This window comes from Bacteroides thetaiotaomicron VPI-5482 (assembly GCF_000011065.1).
Classification (GTDB): Bacteria; Bacteroidota; Bacteroidia; order Bacteroidales; family Bacteroidaceae; genus Bacteroides; species Bacteroides thetaiotaomicron.
The window spans coordinates 2188315-2204196 of record NC_004663.1; the positions used below are offsets into that span (position 1 = coordinate 2188315).

Below are 15882 nucleotides of genomic sequence, written 5' to 3' on the forward strand. Positions count from 1 at the left end.
ACTTTTGGAGAAAATCTTTATACTTCCGCCTATGCCGGTCAATAGAAATGCCTTGATTCGTTATAAAACGATTGATAACTGTCTGCGTAATCCTTATCGTCGCTGGACACTGGAAGACTTGGTAGATGCCTGCTCGGATGCCCTTTACGAATATGAAGGAATCGACAAGGGAATCAGCAAACGTGCCGTACAAATGGATATACAGATGATGCGCAGCGAGAAGCTGGGTTATAACGCACCGATTGTGGTATACGAAAACAAGTATTACAAGTACGAAGACCCGGAATACAGCATCACACAAACCCTGCTGAACGAACAGGACCTGAAAACGATGTCGGAAGCCGTGGAAGTTCTGCGGCAGTTCAAGGGTTTCTCCTACTTCACGGAGATGAGTGAGATTGTGAACCGGCTGGAAGATCACGTAGCCTCCGCCCGAATGAAGACGACTCCGGTCATCGACTTCGAAAAGAACGAATCTCTGAAAGGGCTGGATTATCTGGATACCATTTACCATGCCATCGTCAACGAACATCCCCTGCAACTTAAATACCGTTCGTTCAAGGCCCGTTCGGCAAACAGCTTCATCTTCTATCCTTATCTATTAAAGGAATATCGCAACCGTTGGTTCGTATTTGGAGTCAGAAAAAGCGGACGGATATTGCAGAATCTGGCTCTGGACAGAATCCATTCGTTAGAGGTGTTATCGCGGGAACCCTTTATAAAGAATACATTCTTCGACCCGAACACATTCTTTGACGACTTGGTAGGGGTGACCAAAAACTCCGGAAGCAAAGCCGAGAAGGTCGGTTTTAAAGTAGCCGCCAACGAAGCCCCCTACATCCTGACCAAACCGATACACCACAGCCAACGAACCATAGAAACATTGGAAGACGGAAGTGTGATTCTTGAAATAGAAGTAGTCATCAACCATGAACTGGAACGGGTATTCTTCGGATATGCCAACGGAATACAAGTTCTTTACCCGCAGACACTGGTGGAGCTAATAGAAAAGAAATTAAGGAGGGCGGTAGAACAATACGAAAAGCCCAAGTGAGTTACATTCGGATAAAAAGCAAGTAACCGGACCATTTTCATCCTTTCCGGAGAGAAAAAGACATTTTATGATACAATTAATTCCATTTTAATGAAGAATTAATTTGCTTTATCCTCTCTTTTTAATGGTTCGACCTTTACTTTGCCCTTGATAATACCGAAAAACTCATTAAATTATGAATATGAAGAGAAGTTTAATTTTACTATGCGGTCTGCTGACCGGCTTTACCTTGCAATCTACAAAGGTAAACGCGCAGACACAAACAGTGGCTAATGACCAGAAACTGGTCTATCCCTACACCTTTGCCCCCAGCGAAGGTCTGGTGAACCAAACAGAAAAGGAACATCGACAAGAGATTTGCATCAACGGTTATTGGGATTTCCAGCCTGTCCGCTTGCCGAAAGAATACGTTCAGGGAAAAGGTATCGCTCCCGAACTACCCCTGCCGGAAAACGACAGCGAATGGAGCAAAACACGTATCAAAATCCCTTCACCGTGGAATATCAATGCTTTTGCTTACCGCGACCTGGAAGGTCCCGACCACCGCAACTACCCTTCATACCCCAAAGAATGGGAACAAGTGAAAATGGCATGGATGAAGAAGAATGTCACCATCCCTGCCGACTGGTCGGGGCAACAAATCAAACTTCACTTTGAGGCCGTAGCCGGATATTCTGAAGTCTACGTAAATAAAGAAAAGGTAGGCGAGAACTTCGATTTGTTCTTACCGTTCAGCTTTGACATCACCGATAAAGTGACTGCCGGCGAAAACATAGAGATACTGGTAGGCGTACGAAGCCAGTCGTTATTCGAAAACAATGCGACCATCGGACGCCGCATTGTTCCGGGCGGATCGATGTGGGGGTATCAGATCAACGGTATCTGGCAGGATGTATATCTGTTGGCTTTGCCGAAAATCCATCTGGAAGACGTATACGTAAAACCGCTGGTATCAAAGAATACACTGGAAATAGAAGTAACTCTTCAGAACCGGACAGAGAAGAAGACTGATGTACAACTACAAGGTAATATCTGCGAATGGGTGAACTGCGCAGGAACAGACGTCAACTCCGCTCCCGTTCCGAACTGGACGCTTGGTAATGAAGCATTGAAAGTCGCTCCTACGAAACTGTCCCTGCCAGCCAAGGCTTCACAGAAAGTGACCTTGCAAGTACCTGTCGACAAGGACATATTAAAATACTGGACTCCGGAGCATCCCAACCTGTATGCCCTGTTACTTTCCGTCAATAACCAGAAACAGACTGTCGATACCAAATACGAACGTTTCGGCTGGCGTGAATGGACATTGCAAGGTACTACACAATACCTGAACGGCGAACCTTACGCATTGCATGGTGACTCCTGGCATTTTATGGGTATCCCGCAGATGACCCGCCGTTATGCGTGGGCCTGGTTCACCGCCATTAAAGGGATGAATGCCAACGCAGTCCGTCCGCACGCGCAAGTCTATCCCCGCTTCTACCTTGATATGGCTGATGAAATGGGGATCTGCGTACTGAATGAAACAGCCAACTGGGCCAGCGACGGTGGTCCGAAACTGGACTCCGACCTCTTCTGGGAAGCATCCAAAGAACATCTGAAACGTTTTGTCCTGCGCGACAGAAATCACGCGTCCGTTTTCGGCTGGAGTATCAGCAACGAAAACAAACCCGTTATCCTGCACGTTTACAATCGCCCCGAACTGATGCCGGTACAAAAGAAGGCATGGGAAGAATGGCGTGACATTGTACATCAGTACGACCCTACCCGCCCGTGGATTTCAGCAGACGGGGAAGATGACGGTGACGGTATATTGCCCGTGACCGTAGGCCACTACGGAGACATCAACTCCATGAAACGCTGGATCGAAATCGGAAAACCTTGGGGAATCGGTGAACACAGTATGGCTTATTACGGCACCCCGGAACAGGTTGCCAAATATAATGGAGAACGCGCTTACGAATCACAGGAAGGCCGTATGGAAGGGCTGGCTAACGAATGTTACAACCTCATCGTCAACCAAAGACAGATGGGAGCCTCTTACAGCACAGTCTTCAATATGGCATGGTATGCCTTGAAACCGCTTCCACTCGGCAAGAAAGACAAAAGCAAAGCTCCCACCGTTGAAGCTGACGGAGTCTTCTTCGGTGATTACAAAGAGGGAGTTCCGGGCGTGCAGCCCGAACGGGTAGGCCCTTATTGTACGACGTTCAACCCCGGTTACGACCCGACCTTGCCGCTCTATCAGGAATGGCCGATGTACAGTGCTCTACGCGCAGCCAATGCTCCGGGGCAACCGGCCTGGTCTCCTTATGCTGTAATCGACAAACAACAGTACGATCATCGCAAAACAACAACTCCTTCCAAAAAGTATAAGGAAGTCATCTTTATCGGTAGTCAGAACAGTAAATTAAAGCAGCTGATGGATGCGCAAGGAGTCATATTCGCCAAGAAGGCAAACACTCCTTCCCTGTTGCTCTATATTGTAGACGGTAGCCAAAAGTTGGATGCTTCTACCAAAGATGAGATGCAAAAGCAAATCGCCAAAGGTGCGGATGTATGGATATGGGGACTCACACCGGAAACGGTAGCCGCATACAATGAAATTCTTCCGCTTCCGGTGTCCTTGGATAATCTGCAGCGTTCTTCTTTCCTGCCCGTACAAAAGTCATGGATGCACGGACTCAATAATTCCGACTTCTACTTCTGCGAACTTCAGAAGACCAACGCTTCCAGCTACTCGCTGAAAGGAGCTTTCGTAGAAGAAGGCGAGGTCTTGCTGAACGCCTGTAAGACCGACTGGAGAAAGTGGAACAAACGCCCGGAAGAGATCAAGACTGCCGGAACGATCCGCAGTGAATACGAATGTACAGCCGCCACTCCTGTATTTGTAAAATGCCAGCAGAACGCTTCCACTTTCTATCTGAACACATTAACCGAATTTGCCAACTCGGAGAAGGGGTTCAACACTTTGAGCGCTATCCTGAAGAATGCCGGAATAGCCTTCCAAAAGCCGGAAGTCAATATCGACGAGGTCTTCTTCCTGCGCGACGAACAGATCAACTTCCCCGTAGCCACCAAAGAGAAACTGGTGAAGGACAGCGACGGTGAATGGACACTGGAACTTTATGTATTCAGTCCACGCCCTCTGGACGACCTGTTGATAGAGCCGAACATGCCGAAACTATCCCTCTTTGTGAAAGCAAAGAAACGTGCGCTGCTCATCAACGACAAACCTTATACGGCTGTATCCCACGACGGACGCAACGAAATCATCTACAAAGAATTGCCCTTGCTGCAAGGATGGAATAAACTGGTGATCAAACTAGGAGCCGGAGACCGGAACGACTTCACCGGCTATTTCAAATGCGATAACAAGAAAGATTTCCTTCCGTTGTTGAAAGCAGCTTTCGTGAATCCGGAAACCAAATAATAGTAAATAAATATATGATGAAACTTACACACATTTTAGCCTCGGCGGCTATCATTTCAACGCTGAGCGCATGTAACGGTAGCCTGCAAACAGCGGATCGGACACCGGTCGATTACGTCAACCCGTATATCGGCAACATCAGCCATCTGCTGGTTCCCACGTTCCCCACCATCCAGTTACCCAACAGTATGCTTCGTGTTTACCCGGAACGCGCCGACTACACCTCCGAACTGCTGAAGGGGCTTCCATTGATTGTCACCAATCACCGGGAACGTTCCGCATTCAATTTCAGTCCCTATCAGGGAGAAAAGCTGCGTCCGGTCATAACGTACAACTATGACAACGAGCACATTACTCCTTATTCTTTCGATGTGGAACTGGATGACAACCGTATGAAAGCGGAATATGCGCTTTCCCACCAGTCGGCTATCTACCGGATAACGTACGAGGCAGACAAACCGGCTTACCTCATCGTAAACTCCCGCAATGGCTCTATCCACGCCAACGAGAACTTCATCAGCGGCCGCCAGCAACTAAATGACAACACCAATGTCTATGTATATATAGAAGCACAGGAGAAGCCGATAAGCGCCGGCATCCTCGAAAACGGCACTATTGAAACAAGTAAGGATAATGCCGAAGGCGCAAACGCCTGCGCGGCATGGCGCTTTGCCGATGGAACCACAACGGTCAACCTCCGCTACGGTATTTCTTTTATCAGCGAGGAACAGGCCGAAAAGAACCTGCACCGCGAATTAAAAGACTATAACATCAAAGCACTGGCAGAAGCAGGACGCCAAATCTGGAACGAAACGTTGGGACGTATCCAAGTAGAAGGAGGAACGGAAGATGACAAAACCGTATTCTACTCTTCTTTCTACCGTACCTTCGAACGCCCTATCTGCATGAGCGAAGGCGGCCGTTACTTCAGCGCCTTCGACGGAAAAGTACACGAAGACAACGGTACTCCTTTCTACACCGACGACTGGATTTGGGACACTTACCGTGCCGCACATCCTCTCCGCACACTGATCGACCAACAAAAGGAAGAAGACATCATCGCATCCTACCTGCGCATGGCGGAACAAATGGGCAATATGTGGATGCCTACTTTCCCCGAAGTAACAGGTGACACACGCCGTATGAACTCCAATCATGCCGTTGCCACGGTAGCCGACGCACTGGCAAAAGGGTTGAAAGTAGACACGGCAAAAGCCTACGAAGCTTGCCGGAAAGGGATTGAAGAAAAGACGCTCGCCCCGTGGTCGGGAGCACCGGCCGGCTGGCTGGACAATTTCTACCGTGAAAACGGTTATATCCCCGCCCTCCGTGTGGATGAACCGGAAAACGACCCGAACGTACATCCTTTCGAGAAGCGCCAGCCTGTCGCTGTCACTCTGGGAACCAGCTACGACCAGTGGTGTCTCTCCCGTATCGCCCAAGCTCTGAACAAGAAGGAAGAGGCCGAATACTATCTGAAATGTTCGTATAACTACCGGAATCTCTACAATAAAGAGACCGCTTTCTTCCATCCGAAAGATAAGGAAGGACAATGGATTGAACCATTCGACTACCGTTTTCCCGGAGGCATGGGAGCCCGTGAGTATTATGGAGAAAACAACGGCTGGGTTTACCGCTGGGACGTGCCACACAATGTAGCCGACCTCATCAGCCTTATGGGAGGAAACGAGCAGTTCATCGCCAACCTTGACCGTACTTTCACCGAACCGCTGGGACGGAGCAAATATGCATTCTACGCGAAACTGCCCGACCACACGGGTAATGTAGGCCAATTCTCGATGGCGAACGAACCGTCTTTGCACGTTCCTTATCTTTATAACTACGCCGGACAGCCGTGGAAAACACAGAAGCGCATCCGTCAAATGCTGAAAACATGGTTCCGCAATGACCTGATGGGTATTCCGGGAGATGAGGACGGCGGAGGTATGACTTCATTTGTGGTCTTCTCCTCCCTGGGCTTCTACCCTGTCACTCCGGGATTGCCGGCCTACACTATCGGAAGTCCGCTTTTCACAGATGCAAAGATTAGACTCAGCAACGGAGCTGTCTTCGAAATCGAAGCTAAGAACGCTTCCACTGATAACAAATACATCCAGTCCGCCACGCTGAATGGCAAAGAATGGAACAAATCATGGTTCAGCCATGATGACCTGATGAGCGGTGGCAAGCTAGTATTGGTGATGGGCAACAAACCCAACAAGACATGGGCCAGCGGAGCAGAGGATGTTCCTCCATCATTAGAAATCAAGTAGCTATATTCTAGCGATTAAGCGCAAGAGGTTTGTCGAAGAATCATCGAAATAACATCTGATTCTTCGACAATACCTCTTGTCATATTCTTCGGACGACAGCTATCATATACGAGTATTCCAACACTTTGGTTATATAAAATAAGTCCCCGATTCTTATGAATATCATATTGTTTTTCGTACTTTTGCCACATAGGAACAGATTCAAGTAGAAGTACTATGAAATATCAACTGCAATTATTGATTTTTATCCTGCTTTGCCTAGCGGGCAGACTGGATGCGTCTCCTTTATATGATTACGGACTTTATCTTAAGTCTCATGCCGTACCGGCACCGGAAAGGTCTACTTTATATTTGGATGACAACCAACCTTTCTCCGTAAAAAACGACTTAACCATTTCTTTTCATATATATATACGTGCCAATGAAGCCGACTATGGCTCCATTCTTCATCTGAAGACAGACAAAGGCCAGATAATACGCTTTTCGTTTGTTGCAGGCGAGCAAAACCATGCTCCCGCTTTAATGCTCAATGATGAGATTATCATCATTGACAAACCCATAGAACTGGAAAAATGGATCAATGTCTCGCTGAATCTACGCCAAAAAGACAATGTGATCGAAATAGAATACGACAAAAAAAAGATGTCGTCCACCTTCCCCCTGCAAGAAACAAACAGTGTAACGATTACATTCGGACAGATGTTAGGCTATCAGGCGGAAGTAGCCCCTGTCAACTTAAGGGATATCAACATCATACAGGACGGCAAACTGACAAGAGAATGGAAATTATGGAAACATAACGACAATCTCTGTTATGACGAAAAAGAGGGAGCCGTTGCACGTGCTGTCCAGCCTCTCTGGCTGATAGACAACCATATCGAATGGAAAACAATCAATAAGATCACGACTTCCAGCAGAGTAGGCATAGCATTCGACGCCCGTTGCGCCTTATTCTATGTAGTCAGTCCCGAATCGGTGAAAGTGCTGGACGAAGACGGAAGACTCAAACAAGAGACTGCCGTACGCGGAGGATATCCTGCCGTAGAATATCCCAACCACCTACTGTATGATACGCTGAGCAATGCACTGGTATCTTACTCGCTGACAGAAAACATCATCTCCCGCTTTTCGTTCGCCGACGGCATGTGGAGCAACGAAGTGCGGAATACCAAAGAGCCCAACAACTATAACCATGCCAAAGCATTTAATCCCGCCGACTCCTCATTCTACTTTTTCGGCGGATATGGCTTCTATAAATACCGTAATGACCTGTTCCGCATGAAGTCCGGCAGCGAAATTATGGAGCAAATTAAATATGATCATCCGCTTTATCCCCGCTATTCGGCTGCTATGGCAGTAGTGGGCGACGAACTATATATCTTTGGAGGCAAAGGAAACAAATATGGTAAACAGGAATTGAGTACCCACTACTACCTCGGCCTGTATGCCATCAATTTAAAAAGTAAACAGTCCCGCACCATCTGGGAGAAAAAAGACGATAACAAGGAAACTATCATGGCTTCCTCCATGTACTTCGAGCCGGCAGACAGTTCTTTCTATGCCGTATCTACGGACAACGGGGGAACACTGTGGAAAATTTCCATGAAAAGCCCTGTTTATACAGAAGTTTCAAAACCGATCAATAACCGACTGGATTATCAGGACTGCGATTTTAACCTTTACTATTCACCGACTCACAGGAAACTGTTCCTTGTATTGGACAAGATACTGAACAATCGTACGCACGATATTAAGATCTATTCCATCAATATGCCTTTAGTCAACGAGATAGATATCCGGCAGTCAGTGGATGAAATGGGCTCCGGCAAATGGTGGAATCTGCTGTATGTCATCGGTGTCCTGGCAATACTAGGTTGCGGTGCCTGGTTGTTCTATCGTTCAAGAAGCAAACGTCAGCCAATCCAATCGTCCGCAATCTCAAAAGAAACACCTCAATCGGTTACGGCTCCAAAAGCTATCTCTGAGAATCAAGAGAAAGTTACTCCGACAATGCCGGAACAAGAAAACGAGCCCGCACCGAAAGAGATAGTCCACTACTACGATCGTAGCCGTTCTTCCATCTCATTGCTGGGGTGCTTCAACGTACGCGATAAAGAGGGAAATGATATCACCGCCAATTTCACTCCCCGTCTGAAGCACTTGCTTATTTTGCTGATATTATATACGGAAAAGAATCCGAACGGTATCCTGACCTCCAAAACAACGGGAATCCTATGGCCGGATAAGGAAGAGACGGCTGCCCGCAACAACCGTAACGTAAATTTACGCAAACTGCGGGTATTACTGGAGAGTATCGGTGATGTAGAAGTCGTGACGGAAAACAACTTCATGCACATAAAATGGGGCGAGAACGTATTCTGCGACTATCGCGAAGTACTTGCACGCATCCAGCAATTCAAGGAGAAAGAAAACAGCGAGTTACTCAACCGGATCCTGGAACTTCTGCTGTATGGACCATTATTGCCCAACACTATTCTCGATTGGTTGGATGACTTCAAAGAAACATACTCCAGCCACTCCATCGACTTGTTGAAGGATCTGTTTGAAATCGAAAAGCAACGCAACCATCCAGACATGATTCTCCGCCTGGCAGACATCATGTTCCTGCATGACCCGCTGAATGAAGAAGCATTGGCCGCCAAATGCGCTGTATTCTCCGCACAGGGAAAGAAAGGGATTGCACGAAATCTGTATGACCGTTTCTGCAAGGAGTATCGGGACTCGATGGGAGAAGATTATAAAACACCATTCGCCGATTTATAACTGTATAGCTTTACTTCTTTCTTCACAGAAAGGAACAAAACAGCAGTAACTTCATTCTCCTCCTTCGGGAAGGAGGAGTACCCGTAGGGGGAGGTGGTAGGTGAATACACATGGCTGATTATTAAGTTGATGCGCTCACCTACCACCCCGGCTTTCAGCCACCCCTCCTTCCCGAAGGGAGGGGAATTGAGATACTATCGATTTATTCAAATCTGAATCGGGAATGAGCTAAACTAAACCGTATGGATAGGTAATCAGATGTACGAAAGAAGCATGGAGGACTTGACAAACCGCTTTTTATGTTGTATATTTGTAAGTAGAAACCGGAAGAAAATTCGATAACATTGATAATATAGACGAAAAATGAGCGATAATAAGTATAATATAATAACAGATTACAGGCATTTCCACTTCGGATAATGTTTTTCGGATAGTCTGATACAAGCTAAGGGCTGCGATTCTTTATGGGAATTGCAGCCCTTTTTGTTGCTTTAAATTAATATTTATCACTAAAATAACGATGTCCAAGTTTATAATAAACTTGGGGGACGTTTATAATAAACGATGAAGGAATTTATTAATAAACGATTGGAAGTTACTGCATAATCGGTCAATATCTTTCGTATAGATATGGATGCTGACCTTGAAAAGTTCTTTATCCTTTAAATAAGTAAATGAATTATTGCGACAATGATTCTTTTCTTTTTTTATGTCATAGGACTAAAAACCTCACTGTACCATTACGAATGAATCGACAAGGAAACAATGCATGACTTTACTACTGACTCAAAAGAAAAGCGGACTATCAATGGCGGGAATCTTCCCGCCGACTGATAGTCCGCTCTTTTTATAGTATATACCTACTTGACTCTATATCAATTGGATTCTCCCATGATAGTAGTGGCAGATGATCCCCAAGTAAAGTTGCTCTTCAATGCCGAATTGGACTTCAAGTACGGTTGCTGAACCTTCGGTCCCTTCGTCCATTCTTCCGATTCGGATGTCAATGTATTCAACAGGTCTTGGAAGTGCATGGAAACTACGTGTTTCGGGTCCGGATTCTTGTAATATTCCAGATATTCCATCGGTACATATACCGTGCTCGGCCATGTCTTAAAGACAGTACACCAGGTTGTCGGTTGGGTAGCACCTTCGTCGGCATCACTACGGGCAACTTCCTTACACTGGAACGGTAATGACTTCAAGTGCAAAGTCTTGAGTGCCGTCACATTATCAAAGATGTATCCGTAAACATAAGTCATGGTACTCGGGAACCAAGCTTCATTTACTACTGAGTTACCGAACGCGTGACGACCGATATAAGTCGGACCTTCGTTCACCACTACCGTTCTCAGCTTGGTACAGTTACGACAAGCTTCTCTCGGTACGTATTGCAATCCTGTCGGGAATGAAATATTCTCCAGAAGGTTACATCCGTTGAATACACCATTCTTCAGCGTTTCATTCTCCACTTCCGTCATATCCAGAGTTTTCAGGTTGTAGCCCTTACCCGCTGTCATCATGTTCTTCAGTAAGTTCAAATCGGTATCGTTGAGTCTGCCCTTCAATTCCAGGCTAGTGATGGATTCCCAATCTTTATAGATTTCGTCATCAATAAGACTCTGCAATACATTTGTCAAACCTCCCGGAGCCGGAATTTCAATCTGAGTGGCCGCAGCCTGACGGATAACCATATAGTCTTTCTTGTTTTCATAACCCTTGCGATAGATGTAAACGGTAGCCTGACGTTCTCTCAGTACCTTATTCACATCGTACGTGAAGATGACACGTTCGGGCATCGAGTTGTTTGCCATGTGCAGCCAACCATTCTCTGCCGTATAGCCACTTTCTTCCGGATATACGATATCCACCAAAATCTCGTTCTTCGGATCGGTCAACGTAGACTGTACGCTATACTTCACGGTAGCGGCACTGCCCAGCTTATCCAAACTTGTTCTGAAATCGTTCTTGTTGGTAATAACCAATTCCACATCGCTTGCCTGAGCTTGAGTCACGATAAACTCTTCTCTCACCTTCTTGTCGGCAGCGGCACAAAGCGCGATCGTTGCCGTACGTTCGCCACCGGTATTTTCTTTCACGGAAACGAGGAAGGTAGAGTCGCCCTTGGCATCTATAGCAGGCTTGAACGAAATCCAATCCTGATCGTTCTTATCAATATCAATCGTCAAATCCCTTGGTCCGTTGGTATTGGTTGCTTTATATTTCAACAGAATCGAATCTTCTTTCGATGCCAGGTTAGTGAACATTTCCTTGTTATCGACCGTAATGACAGGTTTGGGCAGACCGGTCTGGAAGATATTCATCGTAGCCTTTACATTATCATTATCTTTCGAAGAGATTTCAATGGTACCTCTACGAATATCAAACTTCTGATTCGGCAACACCTTAAAGTACAGTGTATGGTTTTCCATCGCACGTGTCTCCGGTTCGCCTGCGGGGCGTTCGTCCGTCGGCATGATCCAGCCCGTGTCACCGGAATAGAGGAAACTGGTTTTATACTCTCCTGTGTTAATTCCAAACTCTACGGAAATGATATGCTCACCGGCATCCAGGTTTTCGTAGGCCTTCGGGTCGGTGATTACCACCGCATCCTTCTGTGCCTGATAGATAACGAAATCATACTTAAAGCCACCGGACACGAGAGAAAAATTAGCACGGCGTGCATCCGGTTCCACATTTTCGGCTGCAGCTACCCATACTTTGTTGCCTTCGCCGGCCGTTCCTTCGCGTTCAAACAGCACTACCCAGCTATTATCCACACCTTCCGAATCATCCAATACGATATGCCAATCCTGATTGGCGTTGAATGTCAGTACTTGAGCGGAATTTCCCGCAGAAGAGAAACTGAAGGTGGACGCTTCGTTCACGATCTCCAATTTAGGCTCTAGCGGCGTCACCACTTCCGGACCAGTTTCATCGTCACCACATGCAGTCAGTAACGATGCCACCAAACATCCGGTCAAGCCGATATATTTCCAATTGATAAAATTTATCGCTTTCATGCTTATTTCACTTTAAATTCTTCTTTTACAATATTAAGGTATTTCATACCGTATCCATTCCCGTAATTCGGGTCAGTCGGTTCGATAGCCTGATCCACATTCCAACGGTTAAAAGAATCGATGATGACCATCGGACGCTTTCCCAAGTTCATCTTGGCAACATTACACATCTTACGGAACATATCTTCATCCTTAAATACCACCGGGAAGTTATAGAACTGAGTTCCATCACCATCTATCCACTGATTGAACGAAGGTGAAACGCTAGGTACGAAGTCTACTCCGTAATTAGCCCACTCATATTCGCGGTTGTACTTAAAGTTCTGGTCGATGCACTGCGGATAGCAGGTAGGGCGGAACCAGTCGGTCTGATTGTACATATTATCCATGTACACAGCATCCACTTTTCCGCTCAGGAAGAAGTTATGCCAGCGTGCAGGAGGTGTCCAACGTTCCTGACGTGCTAAAATATAGATCTCCAGTCCATTGCCATTGCCGTCCTTTACATTTTCACGCACTCTTTCACGGATCGTATTATAGAGTTTCTCTGAATCGCGTGCATACAACTTGTCAGCATTCCAGACAACAATCATCGGTTTGCCGTCTACAGTATAGTAAAGATCGTTGTTCGTACAGAAACGGCTTGTCAGGTTGACAAAAAAGCTGTAAAGTTGCTCACAACGTGCAGAGACACCATTTTCATCGGCATCGTCTTCTATCATGGCGGTGTTGTTAAGTCCGTTTGCGAAGTTATTCATATCCATAGAAACCGCATAACGCAAGCCACCCCATTCGATACCTTCCGAGTTGGGATTCAGTCCCGCCATATAGTTCACGAAATTCACGTTACCTTCGTTCAGCAAATCTCCCTTACTGGTATCCAGACCGATGTTCGGCAAGATAAGGAAATTGATACCGGCATTATTTGCCCAGGTAAGGTGCTGCTGAATCAAATCGGCTGTTTCGGCTTTATTGATATCCATCGAATAACGTCCCAGCACCGGACGCACATTCGGACAAAGCTGTGGATACTGTCCGCTCTGATTATATTCACCAATCAACCGCGCATACTTCTTTTCATCCACACCCGTACTACCCAAGTTCCAATAAATGGCTCCTACCGGAATATCGCTGCTCGGTCTGATTTGCGGAATCTCATAGTTCAAGAAATGATCATCGATGGAAGGACCGTCATCTGTCGGTGAACAGGCCGATCCGGCCACCAGTCCCAACGTCAGGCATATTGCAAGACCTGTCTTATTAAAAATCTTATACTTTTTCATTTTTCAGTCATTACTTAATTACTACTTTTCTACCTTATAAACTAAAAGTGTAGCTTCTATCAAGAAGTTGTAAGCCTTGTCCAAAGCCTCTTCAGCCTCCTTGATACCGGTCAGCTCACGGGCATTCTTCAAGAACTCTTCATAAGTCTGTCCATACTTCTTGGCTTGGAAATCCATGTTGAACTGTACATAATCGCTGTTTTCCCATCCGGCTATCATCTCTTCCTGGTTAGGTACAGGTTTTGCGAACTGAAGCATCGTGAAGATATTGTCTCCCCAACGGGCGGCATTAGGTTTCGGACTATTCTTCTGTAACAAATCAATAGCTCTGTAATAAGCCTCTGCATTTGTCTGACGTTCCGCATCCGGGAAGTAAAGGCGTTCGGGCCAGCCGTAGTACATATTTCCGCCTTCTTCATAAGCCTGAGATCCGTTCAGGAACAGAGGCGGAAGGTTCAATGCACGTGTGCGGCGTTCCATACGCCAGGCAGACATTCCATCCAGGAAGTCGGCAAACCAGCGTTGTTTGTAGATTTGTTCCAATTGTCCGTCCTTACCGTCTGCTCCGTTGATGTCGGCAGTCATCAGTTTACGGGTATCATAGAATCCTTTATGACTGGTTCCCCAGGCGATTCCTTCCTGAGCCATATAGGCAGCAGCAGAAGCAGACAAGCCGTTCTCTTCGAACGAAGCACGGATGCCTTCTTCATAATAGGTCTGTGCATCCTTGGATCCCAAGTCGAACTTCACTTTCGCTTCAGCGCAGAGGAAACAAGCATCTGCCCAGCGCAGCAAAGGCATCGTAGCGTCCATTGCATAATATCTCGGGTTGATGTAGCATCTGTTGTCTTCGTTCATTGACAACGGATCAGGGATTTCTCTTGTACCATTCGGGTCGGTCGGGTCGATCGGTCTTCTCCAGCCGAACGGTGTACGGGCGCCCGGATTGTCCGGTGTAGGAACGTATGGAATAGAGTAACGTACACGCAATGAATCACGCACTTCATATCCATCTATCATCCATTGCAGGTGTTCCTGCTGATCGCTGGCGGAACAACCGCTCACATCACAGTCGTGTGAACGAGTCAGCACATCCGTCATACGATAAGGCTGGCGTTCCGGCCAATAAACGTTGGAGCCGTCAAAGTAAGTCTCCATACGCGGATCGTTGTATGAGAACAGGTAAATGGCGAAATATTCGTTCATGGAAGGGATCAGCCCCCAGTTTGCTTTCGTCTGAATTTCTTCTTTATACAAACGAGTGTAATACCAGGAACAGTCTTTGTCGATCACCGTTCCATATTTGGGAGCAAACGCATCGTCCAGAGAGCTGAACAGCCATTCTTCATGTCCCATAGATTTCGCAGCATATTCGCGTGCTTTCTCTTCGCTGATATTCTGGATATTCATGGCTATCTCCAGGCGTAATGTATTAGCCAGTTTGCGCCATTTCTGTACATCTCCGTTATAAACAGGGTCTTTCAGAATCTTATCAGTAGATGATTCGTCGAACTCATCGACTGCCTGGTCCAGCCAACCCAAAATGGAATAGTAAGCATCGGCTTCCGAATCATAGTCAAAGATACGCTTGTCCGTTCCTCCGTCCATACCGGCATGGCTCAGTCCGACCGGACCATAGAGTGACAGCAACTGGTAGTAAGTGAATGCTTTCCATGTCTTTACAACAGCCAGACTGTTAGGCAAAGAGCCATCATCGTATGCTTTTGCCAACTCTTCCAGGTCGCGCAGAATCTCTACATAAAACTTACGGTAGAATCCGTCTCCCCTTTCGTTCCACGGTGTCTGGAAAGCGACGTTAGTAATGTAACGTGAATAACTCCACATACGGTTATTATTCAATTCACTGATTGCATTCATTGTCTTGTAAACCGTACCGGGGAAAATACTCTGCAGATTTACCTCATACAATTTGTTCGGGTCCGAGTTGATGGTTTCGAAACCGTCCGTACACCCCACGGCAGTCGATGCCAGCAGGAGTAACGGTAATATTTTGTTTTTCAATTTCATGCTT

7 protein-coding genes are annotated in these 15882 nt (G+C 46.4%); 4 read left to right on the plus strand and 3 right to left on the minus strand.

Annotation, left to right across the window (positions count from 1 at the left end):
• Positions 1–31 precede the first annotated feature (31 nt).
• The 4 genes from BT_RS08955 (at position 32) to BT_RS08970 (ending at position 9544) form a co-directional block, all read left to right on the plus strand.
• Positions 32–1054, plus strand: coding sequence for a helix-turn-helix transcriptional regulator (locus BT_RS08955; RefSeq protein ID WP_011107967.1), 1023 nt, complete (start codon positions 32–34; stop codon positions 1052–1054).
• A gap of 181 nt (positions 1055–1235) precedes the next feature.
• Complete coding sequence (locus BT_RS08960) at positions 1236–4487, plus strand: glycoside hydrolase family 2 protein (RefSeq protein ID WP_032841480.1); 3252 nt, start codon at positions 1236–1238, stop codon at positions 4485–4487.
• Positions 4488–4504: 17 nt separating this feature from the next.
• Positions 4505–6760: a GH92 family glycosyl hydrolase gene (locus BT_RS08965; protein ID WP_011107968.1), complete on the plus strand. Its 2256-nt coding sequence runs from the start codon at positions 4505–4507 to the stop codon at positions 6758–6760.
• A 216-nt stretch (positions 6761–6976) separates the two neighbouring features.
• Positions 6977–9544 (plus strand): hypothetical protein, encoded by a 2568-nt coding sequence (locus BT_RS08970; RefSeq protein ID WP_011107969.1) that lies wholly within the window; start codon positions 6977–6979, stop codon positions 9542–9544.
• A gap of 875 nt (positions 9545–10419) precedes the next feature.
• On the opposite strand, the gene BT_RS08975 is transcribed toward BT_RS08970, so the two are convergent.
• Genes BT_RS08975 through BT_RS08985 form a run of 3 tightly spaced genes read right to left on the minus strand, consistent with a single transcriptional unit; the run spans position 10420 to position 15878 of the window.
• Positions 10420–12567 (minus strand): BACON domain-containing protein, encoded by a 2148-nt coding sequence (locus tag BT_RS08975; protein ID WP_008767771.1) that lies wholly within the window; start codon positions 12565–12567, stop codon positions 10420–10422.
• Positions 12568–12569: 2 nt separating this feature from the next.
• The gene (locus tag BT_RS08980) at positions 12570–13850 is read right to left on the minus strand and encodes a hypothetical protein (protein WP_008763274.1); all 1281 of its coding nucleotides are present in this window, start codon (positions 13848–13850) and stop codon (positions 12570–12572) included.
• Between the two features lie 21 nt (positions 13851–13871).
• Positions 13872–15878 carry a SusD/RagB family nutrient-binding outer membrane lipoprotein gene (locus BT_RS08985; protein WP_008767770.1) on the minus strand — a complete coding sequence of 669 codons (2007 nt, stop codon included), beginning with the start codon at positions 15876–15878 and terminating at the stop codon, positions 13872–13874.
• Between the last annotated feature and the right edge of the window lie 4 nt (positions 15879–15882).

What these genes read in the sequence shown, in the direction of transcription:
- BT_RS08960 (WP_032841480.1), top strand. Translation starts at nt 1,236, where the DNA reads ATGAAGAGAAGTTTAATTTTACTATGCGGTCTGCTGACCGGCTTTACC.
- BT_RS08965 (WP_011107968.1), top strand. Translation starts at nt 4,505, where the DNA reads ATGAAACTTACACACATTTTAGCCTCGGCGGCTATCATTTCAACGCTG.
- BT_RS08975 (WP_008767771.1), bottom strand. Translation starts at nt 12,567, where the DNA reads ATGAAAGCGATAAATTTTATCAATTGGAAATATATCGGCTTGACCGGA.
- BT_RS08985 (WP_008767770.1), bottom strand. Translation starts at nt 15,878, where the DNA reads ATGAAATTGAAAAACAAAATATTACCGTTACTCCTGCTGGCATCGACT.
- BT_RS08955 (WP_011107967.1), top strand. Translation starts at nt 32, where the DNA reads ATGCCGGTCAATAGAAATGCCTTGATTCGTTATAAAACGATTGATAAC.
- BT_RS08970 (WP_011107969.1), top strand. Translation starts at nt 6,977, where the DNA reads ATGAAATATCAACTGCAATTATTGATTTTTATCCTGCTTTGCCTAGCG.
- BT_RS08980 (WP_008763274.1), bottom strand. Translation starts at nt 13,850, where the DNA reads ATGAAAAAGTATAAGATTTTTAATAAGACAGGTCTTGCAATATGCCTG.